The organism is Flavobacterium sp., from assembly GCF_024710485.1.
GTDB lineage: Bacteria > Bacteroidota > Bacteroidia > Flavobacteriales > Flavobacteriaceae > Flavobacterium.
Window position 1 is genome coordinate 1 of sequence record NZ_JANJUQ010000029.1, and the last position, 12759, is coordinate 12759.

Genomic DNA, 12759 nt, shown 5'->3' on the forward strand with positions numbered 1-12759 from the left:
TAGGAACAACATTATCTACAGTTACTGAAGAGCCATTGGTCACAGTATTTCTACTTCCCGTACAACCCAATGCATTTTGGTAAGAAATCAAAAAGCTAACCAAGCCATTGGAAAGCCCACTGGCTGAAAGCGTTGCAAACCATGTGGTACCACTTCCTGTAACACTGGCAGTCGTACCATTAATGGTTACGATTGGGGTAACAGAAGCAGCTTCAGAAGTAGTAAAACTCAAAGAAATAACATCTCCCGCCTTAGCAAAAGCAGGGTTAACAATATTGTTAGAAGCTATAGAAGCAGCAGTGATAGTTAAAGTATCACATATGGTAACATCGCCTGTAGCATAATTAAAGCTAATGGTTTTTCCGGCAGCCAAATTACTGGTTAAAGTACGTGCAGTACTACCACCTAATTGCCCAGGTAAAAAATCATACACCCCGGCAGCTTGATTCGGACTGGCAAAAGTAAAAGCTATTGCACCAGTAGTAATACTAGCAGAGTGACCACCTTTTTGAACCACCAACGTACCCGCTTCTACCGTGGTAACACCGGTGTAACTGTTGGCCGGACCGGATAAGGTTACGGTAATATTGTTTTTAACAGCCAATCCGGCACTACCGGAAATAGAACCTGACAAACTTACATTTCTACCGGCATTACCGTAAAAATCCAACCAAGATCCCATGTTGTTAATGGCTCCTGTAAAATTCAAATTACCGTCAAAGGCATAAATTTCCAAAGGATCTGCTACATCACCATCACCCTCTATGTTATTACCAATAGTGTGTGTGGCTGTTGAGATATTCGTAATAGTAGGATTTTGACCTCCAAAATCAAAAAAGCGAATCTTGTTCCCTGAAAAAGTATGGGCCTGATTGGCACCGGCTTTAAATAAAAATCGCCAAGTGTTCACATCAGCATTTGACTGCTGTGATGTGAAGTGATTATTATCCCATTCTTGCTGTCCGAATACAATCGCACTTCCATTGGGAAAATTCCACCAGTTGCCATTGGTTTGCCAACTGTTGTCGGTAGCCTCTGACCTCCATGTTTGGTAAGTTTGAGCTGAGGAGGTTAGTCCGAAAAAAACAAGTAAAAAAGATAAAATTCTTTTCATAAATAATTTTTTATTAATTACTGTAAAAAAACAATGCCATAACCCCAACTGTAAAAGCCGGTAGCAGATTAATGTAAAAGGTTAAATTTGGAAAGTTAAAACTACAAAATAATAGTCGGCTTGTCAAAAGCCAAAACGCCAATTAGCAAACGAAAACGTTTTCGTGTTAATAAATTATTGATTTTAAGTTAACAAAATGCGATTTCAAAAAAAATAAGCCGTTAAAATTCTTATCTCAACAATACTAATTCCGCAGCCAACAAAACCAATATCCGGAAGTAAAAAGAGTAAAACCTATAAAAAAAAGCTATATTTGTAGGTAAATTTTTAACATAAAAGCATGGCAAAAGTAATTGCACCTTTTAAAATTGTTGGCTCCTTGGACGATTTAACTTTTTACATTGACCAACAAGGTCAAAATCGGGTGCGTGAAAAAGGCAAAACCGGAGTGAGCAAAGAGGCTTTTCAAAGTAACCCTGTATTCGACAAAGTAAAGAAACACAGTCGAGAATTCAGTAGGGCTATTGACAAAGCCAAAACGTTTCGAGCTATTGCTTACCCTTTTTTCAACAGAGCGAAAGACGGCAGCTTTGCAGGTCGCGCCAACAAACTAATGTTCGAAATTATTGCCGAAGATAAAGTCAACTCACACGGAGAAAGAACTTTTGAAAACGGCATCCAATCCAATGAAGCTAAAACCTACCCCATCGGTTTTGAAGGCAACAGTACCCGACCGTTGTACAAAGTACTAAAAGCAAAATGGAATTGGAACGAAACTTCCTCCACTTTCACCATTAAAAAATTCAATCCCAAAACCGACATCAATTGGCCTGAAGAGGCTACCCATATCCATTTAGCCCTTTGCAGAGCCAACTGGAATCATGCTAATAATGAGTATGATGTTGAATTTAGCAAAGAAATAATTTTAGACAATGAAGATACGGAAAGTCATTTACAACTAACAACCAAAATACCCAAAGGCAACCAACTACAGTTAGCCTATTTGTTTATTGGGTTTTCAACAAAAGTGCGCAACAAAACAAAGGAGCTAAAAAGAAGCAACAACACCACAACCATACTCTGGTCCGTCTGAGCCTCAGCCTTTTCTGTCTGTACTGTTCAAATAGAATTAATCTTCAGAATACTGTTTGTCGTAATAACTTTGATAAGCGCCTGAAGTGACGTTTTTCAACCAAGTTTCATTGGCCAAATACCAATCAATGGTTTGCGCCAAGCCTTCTTCAAAAGTAACGGAAGGTTTCCAGCCTAATTCAGTGTTGATTTTTGAGGCATCGATAGCATAACGCAAATCGTGTCCGGGACGGTCTTTTACGTAAGTGATTAACTTAGCGGATTCGCCCGGTGTTCTGCCTAATTTTTCATCCATCTTTTGACACAACAATTTTACCAAGTCGATGTTTTGCCATTCGTTAAAACCTCCTATGTTATAGGTTTCGTGGTTTCGCCCTTGGTGAAAAACCAAATCGATAGCTACTGCATGGTCTTTTACAAACAACCAATCGCGGGTATATTTGCCATCACCGTAAACCGGCAAAGGTTTGTTATTGATGATGTTATTAATAAAAAGCGGAATCAATTTTTCCGGAAAATGATTGGGACCGTAATTATTGGAACAATTGGTAATTACATAAGGTAAGCCGTAAGTTTCTCCGTAAGCCCGCACAAAATGATCTGAACTTGCTTTAGATGCCGAATACGGTGAATTCGGATCATACGGCGTGGTTTCGGTAAACAACCCTGTAGAGCCTAAAGTACCGTAAACCTCATCGGTACTGATGTGGTAAAATCGTTTGCCTTCAGTGTTATCTTTCCAAATGGTTTTGGCGGCATTAAGCAAGTTCATGGTACCAAAAACATTGGTTCTTACAAATGCTAAGGGATCAGTAATGGAACGATCTACATGCGATTCGGCTGCCAAATGGATTACTCCATCGAATTGGTATTGTTGGAATAAATTGTGGATGAATTCGGAATCCACAATATCGCCTTTGATAAAGGTATAATTTACACTTTTCTCAATATCGGCTATGTTTTCCAAATTACCGGCATACGTCAAAGCATCTAAATTGTATATGTGATAATCCGGATAGTTCAGCACAAATCGTCTCACGACATGAGAACCAATAAATCCTGCACCACCTGTGATTAATATCTTTTTCATTATTGTTTAATTGTAATTAACGATAAACCTGTCTATGCTATCTTGTCATAGCTAATCTTTATCCTATAATTCAGAAATTATTTTGATTTTTAATAACTAGAGTCGGGCGTCAGCTTGCTCTTTTAAAACACCTTTTACGTCAAACACAACGCCATTGCTGTTTTTTAGTTTAGCATAATTAATTTCAGCAAATTCCTTGTGTGCAACGCCTAAAACAATTGCATCAAATACATCATTAGGCAACTGATTTACAGTGGTCAACCCATATTCATGCTTTACTTCTTCCGGTTTGGCCCAAGGATCAAAAATAGTCACTTCAATGCCATAATCTTCTAAAGCGAGGACAACATCAACAATCTTGGTATTGCGAACATCAGGACAATTTTCTTTGAAGGTAATGCCCATCATCAGCAATTTGGCTTTATTGATGATGATTCCTTTTTTAATCATAAGCTTCACTACTTGCGAAGCTACGTATTCACCCATGCTGTCATTGAGTCTTCTCCCGGCTAAAATAATTTCAGGATGATAGCCTTTTTCCTGGGCTTTTTGGGCTAAGTAATACGGATCCACCCCAATACAGTGACCACCAACCAATCCCGGTTTGAAGGGTAAAAAGTTCCATTTGGTACCGGCTGCTTCCAAAACAGCGTGGGTATCAATTTCCAATAAATTAAAAATCTTAGCCAGCTCATTCACAAAAGCAATGTTTATGTCTCTTTGAGAGTTTTCAATTACTTTTGCCGCTTCCGCTACTTTAATGGAAGGTGCCAAATGCGTCCCGGCTGTAATAACCGATTGGTACAATTCATTTACTCTCTCTCCGATTTCAGGAGTAGAACCGGAAGTCACCTTTAAAATTTTCTCTACAGTATGCTCTTTGTCTCCGGGATTGATTCGCTCCGGTGAATAACCGGCAAAAAAGTCGGTGTTAAATTGCAAACCACTAACTTTCTCCAATACCGGAATACACTCTTCCTCTGTAACTCCCGGATATACTGTAGATTCGTAAATTACGATGTCTCCTTTTTTCAGTACTTTTCCAACAGTTTCACTGGATTTGTATAAAGGTGTTAAATCAGGTCTGTTATTTTTATCTACCGGTGTTGGTACCGTAACTATGTAAATTGTACAGTCTTTTATGTCTTCTATGGTACTGCTGCAGTAAAGGCCTCTAGATTCATTTGAATTATTTACTAAAACTTGCTTCAGCAGGTCTTCGCTCACCTCCAAAGTAGCATCAACACCTGAATTAAGTTCTTTAATTCGATTTTGGTTGATATCAAACCCTACAACAGGATATTTAGTGGCAAACAATCTGGCCAACGGAAGTCCTACATAACCTAATCCTATAACTGCAATTTTGGAATTCATAAAAAAATAGTAACTGATTTTTAAATATTTTTCGAAACAAAGATACTCAATTAATTAAGAGCCAATAGATTGATAAACAAAACCAATAGCTTTCATTTGTTCGGCATCTAACAAATTTCTACCGTCAAATACAAACGCCGGTTTTAACATATTGTCGTAAATTTTTTGCCAATCATATTCTTTGAATTCATCCCATTCGGTTAAAATAGCAATAGCATGTGCATCAGCGCAAGCGTCATAAGGGTCTTGATAAGTCTTGATACTGTTGGCATTTTCTTCCGGTTGACGGGTATCCAAATAATTCAAATCAGACAAGACTTGCTTTTGCTCAACCTTAGGATCGTAAAGTGCAATTTTGGCCTGCTCATTGATTAAATCATCCGCGACATAGATAGCTGCAGATTCACGAGTGTCATTGGTATCTTTTTTGAAAGCCCAACCTAAAAAAGTTATTTTTTTTCCAGAAACGGTATTGTAAAGTGTTTGCACTATATTTTTTGAAAAACGTCTTTTTTGGTGGTCATTCATAATGATGACTTGCTCCCAATAATCGGCCACTTCGTTCAACCCGAAAGCTTTGGAGATGTAAACCAAGTTCAATATGTCTTTTTGAAAACAGGAACCGCCAAAACCAACGGATGCTTTTAAGAACTTTGAACCGATACGGCTGTCCATGCCAATGGCTTTGGCAACCTCATTAACATTAGCTTCTGTTTTCTCACACAACTCTGATATGGCGTTGATAGAAGACACGCGTTGCGCCAGGAAAGCATTGGCCGTTAATTTAGATAGTTCTGATGACCAAACATTGGTTTTTAAAATTCGCTCTCTGGGTACCCAATTCGCATAAACTTCTACTAAAGCTTCGATGGCTTTTTGACCGTCGGGCGTGGTTTCTCCTCCAATTAAAACCCTGTCTGGATTCAACAAGTCTTGCACTGCTGTTCCTTCAGCTAGAAATTCCGGATTGGAAAGAATTTGAAACTTAACACCGTTTCCGGTATTATCCAATATGCTTTTTAAAGCTTCTGCTGTTCTTACCGGTAATGTGGATTTTTCCACAATTATCTTATCGTTCTTGGCCACTTTGGCAATTTGACGGGCACACAACTCGATGTGCTTTAAATCGGCTGCCATCCCTTTACCGGTTCCGTAAGTTTTGGTAGGGGTGTTTACCGAAATGAAAATCAATTCGGCTTCATCAATCGCTTTGTCAACATCGGTTGAAAAAAATAGGTTTCTCCCACGGGCTTTACCAACAATTTCATTCAATCCGGGTTCATATATCGGAATTTTATTAATGTCTGTATCGTTCCAAGCCGCAATTCTAGATTCATTCAAATCTACGACTGTTACTTTTATATGCGGACATTTGTCAGCAATTACGGCCATAGTCGGACCTCCAACGTATCCGGCTCCTATACAACAAATATTAGTTATTTTCATTCTCTATTGTAATTTATTCTTTTTTCAAATTTTCCCAATACCAAGCAACAGCAGCTTTCAAACCCCGTTGAAAAGAGTACTCGGGATGGTAATGCAATAATTTTTTGGCTTTTTCTATACTCGCCAAAGAATGCGGGATATCCCCTATTCTATTTGGACCGTGAATTACCGAAACATCAGCAATCTCAGCATCAAACTCCGACAAGTACAATTTTAAATAATGCACCATGTCATTCAAAGTGGTTCTGTCACCAAAAGCAGTATTGTAAACGGTATTCAATGCTTCAGGATTTTGAGTGGTCATGGCCAACTCGTTCATTTGAATCACATTATCAATATAAGTGAAATCTCTGGAATAATTCCCATCGCCGTTAATCACCGGACTTTCGTGCTTCATCAATTGCATCACAAACTTCGGAATCACAGCAGCATAAGCACCATTGGGATCCTGTCTTCTTCCGAAAACATTAAAATAACGCAATCCTATCGTCTCCAACCCATATGTTTTAGAAAAAATATCGGCGTATAATTCGTTTACATATTTCGTAATTGCATAAGGTGAAAGCGGTTTTCCGATTTTTTCTTCTACTTTCGGTAAGCTCTCCGAATCTCCATAGGTAGATGAACTGGCCGCATATACAAAACGTTTTATACCCGCATCTCTGGAAGCCACTAACATATTTAAAAAACCACTTACATTAACCTCATTACTGGTTATAGGATCGTTTATGGAACGTGGCACAGAACCCAAAGCAGCTTGATGCAATACAAAATCAACTTCTTTAACCGCTTGTCTGCAAACTTCTAAACCACGGATATCCCCTTCGATCAAAGTAAAATTTTCTTGCGACAAAAAAGGTTCAATATTATACCGATGTCCGGTAGCAAAATTATCCAAACAAGTTACACGGTATCCTTTTTGTAAAAAATGTTCACAGAGATTGGAACCGATAAAACCGGCACCTCCGGTAATCAAAACTGATTTATGTAATGTACTCATGATTTACTTCTTAAAGAATTTGTATTTCATTTTTTCCCAAAATCCTCTCGGAACATCATCTTCATGATAGCCACTGGAATAGCCATAACCATAACCGTAACCATAACCGTAACCATAACCGTAACCGGTACCGTATTTGGCTTTGTTTTCATAACCGTTAAATACAATGCTGATATTGTTCAACTCCCCTCGTTTGGTTCGGTTGTTTAATAGGGTCAACATCTCTTTTTTCGTAAAGTTTTGTCTTACTATGTACAAGGTTACATCGCTGTACTGTGCTAATTCCAAAGCATCAGACACCAACCCAACCGGCGGCGTATCCAAGATAATGTAATCGTAGTCTTTCTTTAAGATTTCAATCATCTCTTTCATAGACTCTCCCAAAATTAACTCAGATGGATTGGGCGGAATTGGTCCGGAAGTGATTACATCCAAGTAAGGAATATGCGTTTTTTGGATAACTTCGCCTAACGATTTTTGGCCAATTAAATAATTAACTGCACCAATATCGTTTCGGATATTAAAATCATCAAAAATTTTCGGTTTACGCAAATCAAGTCCCAAAATGATTGTTTTTTTCTCGCTCAAAGCAAAAACGGTCGCAATATTGATGGAACAAAAAGTCTTTCCTTCGCCACTGACTGAAGAAGTCAACATCAACGTTTTTGCTCCTTCAGATCTTTGCTTTTTGTATAAGAATTGAAGGGAAGAACGAATGGCTCGGAACGATTCTGATAAAGCCGACTTTGGTCGTTCAAAAACAGACAAATTGGATTCGGTGTGTTTAATCCCAACGATACCAATAATAGGAATTTGGGTAATAGCCGATATATCGTCAATATTTTGAATAGAGTTGCTGATAAAGAAGATGAAAAACACTACAATTAGCGGGATGAACAATCCAATAAAAAATGCCAAAACATAATTAACAGCGGTTTTAGGTCCTAACAAACCACTACCAACGTCTTTAGCCGGATCGATGAATTGAATATCCGACAAGTTGGCAGCTTTCACGATAGAAGCTTCACTGCGTTTTTGAAGGTAAGTGTTGTAAATATTATTACTCAAATCATATTTACGAGATATATTCAAATAAGCCTGATTGGTTTCAGGTAATTTTTTTACCTCACTTTCTAACTGGCTGATTTTCATATCAACCTGTCTGAGATCATATTGCAAGGCGATTTTGAGTGAATTGGCATTTTCAAGTAACACCCTTTTAACCGATTGAATTTCATTATCAATACGCTCATAAAAGATATTCCCTTTGGCGGAGTAAACCATTTTTGATCTTTCTATAGACAAGGTTATCAACTTGGCCACATTGTTTACAATATTAGGTTCTTCAATACCTGCTACCGTAGGCGCCGGTAATTTTGAAAAATCCACACTGCTGTTTAGGTAGTTTTTGAGCGAGTTTAAATAGGCTAACTTGCGTTCCACTTCTTCCTTCTTGATATCATTATTGGTTAGCAACTCTTTGAAATTTGCTCCTTTATCTTCTATATCAAGTATGTTATTAGTGCGACTGAAATCTTTCAAATCCTCGCCCGAATCTTTGAGTTCACCTTCCATTTTCATCAAAGTCTCATCGATAAAAGCTATGGTATTGTCGGCAAATTTATTTTTTTGCTCCAATTGTCGGTCGATTAATTTTTTCACTGTGGCATTCAGATAATCAACCATTCTTTCTTTGTTAGTTCCCTGCATCCCTAAACGAATGATAGAACCGGCTCTGGCGTCTATTTCAACCTCTAATCCTTTGTAATTGGCCACCGTTTTATCAAAAGAATTAAATCGAATCAAAACCTCTTTTCCAATATAATCATTCGGTGCTTTTGTCAACACTAACTTCCAATTCAGGAAAGGCAAACTAACCTGCTGTCCTACTCTGAAATTCTTAACTACCTCGGTTTCAAAAACCGGTACTGAAGAAACCGAATTGTCCGCATACCTGATAACACCGGCTGAACTGGAAGGTATGGAAACGGCTATTTGATAAACATTAGCAGAGACCAACTTTACTTTGATAAACTGCTCGTAAAGCTGTGCTTTGGTTTTATCAATTGTTATTTTAAACGGAATCTGTCCGTAAACATCTTTTAAGTAATAATCAGTTTTGATAAAATAATCGGTGTAAAACTGCAATTCGTCTACTACCAACTCATTGTGCGATCTTGACTTCAAAGTGGTAGAAATCATCTGAACTTTATCGGATGTTCCGCCCCAGTTGAAAACCAAACTGGTATTGGAAGTAAAAAACGGGTTATTTTCTTCTTTAACGGCTATAGTAGTTCCTATTCCAAAGATTTTTTGTTTTCTGACATTGACTTGGTGTGCAATGGAAAATGTAATGACTAGGGAAATCAAAAACCACTTCCAATAACTAACAATCTTGATTAAAAAACTCTTAAAATCAAAACTGTTTTGTTTTTCGAAAAAAGAAAAATCTTTGATATCCAGCATGTATAGTGAATTTAATTTCTAAGCAATAAAAAAGTTGTAGTTGCCAATGACAATATGGTAATTACGGTAGACAACGACTCGATACCGGTTTTACCCGTTCCCCAAGTTTTTTGCTTTAACGGATTCACCAAAATATAATCATTAGGTTGAAGGTTGAATGCAGGAGATTTTATAGCATTAGCATCGGTTAAATCCACAGAAAAAGTTTCACTACCGGTAGCATTTCTACGAATTACTTTAACATTTTTTCGGTCACCGGTTACTGTTATATCACCAGCATTGGCAACAGCTTCCATCAAGTTAACGCGATCCTGGTACAATACTTTGGTCCCCGGCATTACAACTTCTCCGTTAATCGTATACCGAAAACCTGCTAATTTTACCACGGCGAAAATTCCGGCTTCTTTGTTGAAATACTCTTTTAGCAATCTTCCTTCAATAATACTGGTTACTTCTTCCAAAGTTCGGCCTAATACATTGACTTCTCCCAAAATCGGCAATCTGATATTTCCGTGATCATCCACAGAATAACCATTAAAATAGTTACTCAATTCATTACCGCCCGTACTGCTCTGGCTTTGAGAATTAACATTAAAAATCTCCACCAAATCAGGATCAATAGCTTTAATTTTAATATTTAAAATATCATTAATCTGAAGTCTGTAAGGCTTTAAAGCAACTGACTCAACAGGCTGATTTGAAACACTTTTGTTATTTTCCTGCAGATAAATTAAGTCTTTGGAAGGTATACAAGAAGTAAAAAACAAACTGAATAAAAAGAGAATATATGGGGTGATTCTGTTCATTACTTTTTAAAAAAATTAGCAAACAAAGATAGTTTTTCAAATCTAAAAACAAAAAATGTAGCCTATTTTATTTTGTTAGCTGTTTTTCAGCGAATTTTCAAACGGAATCCTATTAACAATACTGCGTCCCAAGGTTACTTCGTCGGCATATTCCAACTCATCGCCTACTGCAATTCCGCGGGCAATAGCGGAGATTTTAACCTCAAAATCTTTGATTTGTTTGAAAATATAAAAATTAGTGGTATCGCCTTCCATAGTAGAACTTAAGGCAAAAATCAATTCTTCAGTTTGTCCGGTTTTCACCTTCTCGACCAATGTACTGATATTTAACTGACTAGGACCAATACCGTCAATAGGTGAAATCTTGCCGCCCAAAACGTGGTAGATGCCTTTGAATTGGTTGGTGTTTTCAATAGCCATCACATCACGTACGTCTTCAACCACACAGATAATTTTATGGTTTCGAGACGGATTGTTACATATTTCGCAAACTTCTACATCAGAAATATTGTGACACGATTTACAAAACTTAATTTCCTCACGCATAGCGGTTAAAGCCTGTGTCAAAAATTGGGTTTGCTCTGCCGGTTGTTTCAGCAAATGCAACACCAATCGCAACGCTGTTCGTTTACCGATACCGGGCAATTGCGCCATTTCGTTGACGGCTCTTTCTAAAAGTTTTGACGAAAATTCCATGCGACAAAAGTAGTTAATTTGAAAATGATTCAATTTGAAAATTTGAAAATTAATGCATTAACTCATCTTTAAATTTTCAAATAGCCAAATCTCCAAATCGATACATTAATTTCGTATTTTGGCGGTTCATAAAACCAAGCTTATGACACCATCCACCATATTGATTATCATTGTTATCTACTTCGGATTATTGATATTGATTTCGAATTTAGTCAGCAAAAAAAGCTCAGATAACGATACTTTTTTCAAAGCCAATAAAAACTCCAAATGGTATTTGGTAGCGTTTGGCATGATTGGTACCGCGCTTTCCGGAGTAACCTTTATCTCAGTTCCGGGTGAAGTAGGCAATCCCGATTTGCAGTTCAAGTACTTTCAATTTGTATTGGGAAATGCCATAGGTTTTTTAATCATAGCGAAGGTTTTGCTACCGCTATACTATCGCATGAACCTGACCTCTATTTACAGTTATATAGAACAACGCTTAGGTACTGTAAGTTACAAAACAGCGGCTTCTATCTTTTTAATCAGTCGCACTATTGGTTCGGCGTTCCGATTGTATTTGGTGGTGATTGTCTTGCAACGCTATGTTTTTGACGCGTTTGACGTTCCATTTGCCTTGACGGTTTTGATTTCCTTGGGATTAATCTTCGCCTACACTTACCGCGGCGGGTTGAAAACGATTATCATTACCGATACCTTGCAAACGTTTTTTCTCGTGTCTTCGGTGTTTTTGACGATTATTTTTATTTGCCAAAGTTTAGACTTGTCGCTGTTACAGGCTTTTGAAACGGTAAAAGAAAGTAACTATTCCAAAATTTTCTTTTTCGAAGATTATTTGAAGGGGAATTATTTCTGGAAGCAAGTGCTTGGCGGCATTTTTGTCACGATTGCGATGGTTGGTTTGGACCAGGATTTAATGCAGAAAAACCTCAGCTGTGCTAACATAGGTGAAGCCCAAAAAAACATGTTCACTTTTACAGGTATTTTTGTACTGATTAATATTTTCTTTTTGAGTGTTGGCGCCTTGTTGTACTTATATGCCGAGAAAAACGGTATCTCCGTTCCCGTGGTTGATGGTGTCGCGCGCACCGATTTATTGTTCCCTGAAATTGCATTCAATCATTTAACGATAGTGCCTGCCGTGGTGTTTTTGCTGGGTTTAACAGCCGCTACTTTTGCCACTACCGACAGTGCCTTAACCGCTTTAACGACATCCTTTTGCGTGGATTTTTTAGGTATGGATAAAGCTGAAAATCAAAACAAACCTAATGTAGTCAGAACGCGCCACATGGTTCATTTAGCCTTTTCGTTTTTGATGTTTTTGGTGATTGTTTTCTTCAACGCGGTCAATGATGCTTCGGTGGTGAAGATGATTTTTAAAATTGCCTCTTACACCTACGGTCCGCTATTAGGCTTGTATGCCTTTGGTTTGTTTGTGAAAACAAAAACGGTACACGACAAATTAGTACCACTGGTTTGTATAGCGGCACCGGCCATTTGTTTCTTTATCAGCAAATACTCGGCGGAGTTGTTGGGTAATTATGTGTTGGATAACGAGCTGATTATAGTAAACGGCTTGATTACCTTCTTGGGCTTGTTGTTAATTAGTAAACCTACAACCGAAAACACCCGATACTAAAACGGATTGCTGTGTAGCCCTGATTGAAGTGGAAAT

10 protein-coding genes are annotated in these 12759 nt (G+C 37.8%); 2 read left to right on the forward strand and 8 right to left on the reverse strand.

Going from position 1 to position 12759, the window contains the following annotated elements:
- The coding region (locus tag Q0M21_RS06600) for an autotransporter-associated beta strand repeat-containing protein (protein ID WP_295335988.1) at positions 1-1114 on the reverse strand (1114 nt) is incomplete at its 3' end.
- Between the two features lie 340 nt (positions 1115-1454).
- Here Q0M21_RS06600 and Q0M21_RS06605 point away from each other — a divergent pair.
- Complete coding sequence (locus tag Q0M21_RS06605; RefSeq protein WP_295335991.1) at positions 1455-2207, forward strand: hypothetical protein; 753 nt, start codon at positions 1455-1457, stop codon at positions 2205-2207.
- Positions 2208-2243: 36 nt separating this feature from the next.
- On the opposite strand, the gene rfbB is transcribed toward Q0M21_RS06605, so the two are convergent.
- The 7 genes from rfbB to recR all read right to left on the reverse strand — a co-directional run bounded on the left by rfbB (position 2244) and on the right by recR (position 11084).
- Positions 2244-3296 (reverse strand): dTDP-glucose 4,6-dehydratase, encoded by a 1053-nt coding sequence (gene rfbB / locus Q0M21_RS06610; RefSeq protein WP_295335994.1) that lies wholly within the window; start codon positions 3294-3296, stop codon positions 2244-2246.
- 96 nt (positions 3297-3392) lie between these two features.
- The gene (locus Q0M21_RS06615; protein ID WP_295335998.1) at positions 3393-4670 is read right to left on the reverse strand and encodes a nucleotide sugar dehydrogenase; all 1278 of its coding nucleotides are present in this window, start codon (positions 4668-4670) and stop codon (positions 3393-3395) included.
- A 54-nt stretch (positions 4671-4724) separates the two neighbouring features.
- A complete protein-coding gene (locus Q0M21_RS06620) occupies positions 4725-6116 on the reverse strand; it encodes a UDP-glucose 6-dehydrogenase (protein ID WP_295336001.1) in 1392 nt (463 codons plus the stop codon).
- 13 nt (positions 6117-6129) lie between these two features.
- Complete coding sequence (locus tag Q0M21_RS06625; protein ID WP_295336002.1) at positions 6130-7116, reverse strand: SDR family oxidoreductase; 987 nt, start codon at positions 7114-7116, stop codon at positions 6130-6132.
- A 3-nt stretch (positions 7117-7119) separates the two neighbouring features.
- Positions 7120-9582, reverse strand: a complete 2463-nt coding sequence (locus Q0M21_RS06630) for a polysaccharide biosynthesis tyrosine autokinase (RefSeq protein WP_295336005.1) — start codon at positions 9580-9582, stop codon at positions 7120-7122.
- Positions 9583-9593: 11 nt separating this feature from the next.
- The gene (locus Q0M21_RS06635; RefSeq protein ID WP_295336007.1) at positions 9594-10388 is read right to left on the reverse strand and encodes a polysaccharide biosynthesis/export family protein; all 795 of its coding nucleotides are present in this window, start codon (positions 10386-10388) and stop codon (positions 9594-9596) included.
- A gap of 75 nt (positions 10389-10463) precedes the next feature.
- The gene (recR, locus tag Q0M21_RS06640; RefSeq protein WP_295336009.1) at positions 10464-11084 is read right to left on the reverse strand and encodes a recombination mediator RecR; all 621 of its coding nucleotides are present in this window, start codon (positions 11082-11084) and stop codon (positions 10464-10466) included.
- 142 nt (positions 11085-11226) lie between these two features.
- Between recR and Q0M21_RS06645 the strand changes: the two genes are divergently transcribed.
- Positions 11227-12723 carry a sodium:solute symporter gene (locus Q0M21_RS06645; protein ID WP_295336011.1) on the forward strand — a complete coding sequence of 499 codons (1497 nt, stop codon included), beginning with the start codon at positions 11227-11229 and terminating at the stop codon, positions 12721-12723.
- Positions 12724-12759 lie beyond the last annotated feature (36 nt).

Coding starts and splice junctions, on each gene's coding strand:
- Q0M21_RS06605 (WP_295335991.1), top strand. CDS start 1,455: ATGGCAAAAGTAATTGCACCTTTTAAAATTGTTGGCTCCTTGGACGAT.
- rfbB (WP_295335994.1), bottom strand. CDS start 3,296: ATGAAAAAGATATTAATCACAGGTGGTGCAGGATTTATTGGTTCTCAT.
- Q0M21_RS06615 (WP_295335998.1), bottom strand. CDS start 4,670: ATGAATTCCAAAATTGCAGTTATAGGATTAGGTTATGTAGGACTTCCG.
- Q0M21_RS06620 (WP_295336001.1), bottom strand. CDS start 6,116: ATGAAAATAACTAATATTTGTTGTATAGGAGCCGGATACGTTGGAGGT.
- Q0M21_RS06625 (WP_295336002.1), bottom strand. CDS start 7,116: ATGAGTACATTACATAAATCAGTTTTGATTACCGGAGGTGCCGGTTTT.
- Q0M21_RS06630 (WP_295336005.1), bottom strand. CDS start 9,582: ATGCTGGATATCAAAGATTTTTCTTTTTTCGAAAAACAAAACAGTTTT.
- Q0M21_RS06635 (WP_295336007.1), bottom strand. CDS start 10,388: ATGAACAGAATCACCCCATATATTCTCTTTTTATTCAGTTTGTTTTTT.
- recR (WP_295336009.1), bottom strand. CDS start 11,084: ATGGAATTTTCGTCAAAACTTTTAGAAAGAGCCGTCAACGAAATGGCG.
- Q0M21_RS06645 (WP_295336011.1), top strand. CDS start 11,227: ATGACACCATCCACCATATTGATTATCATTGTTATCTACTTCGGATTA.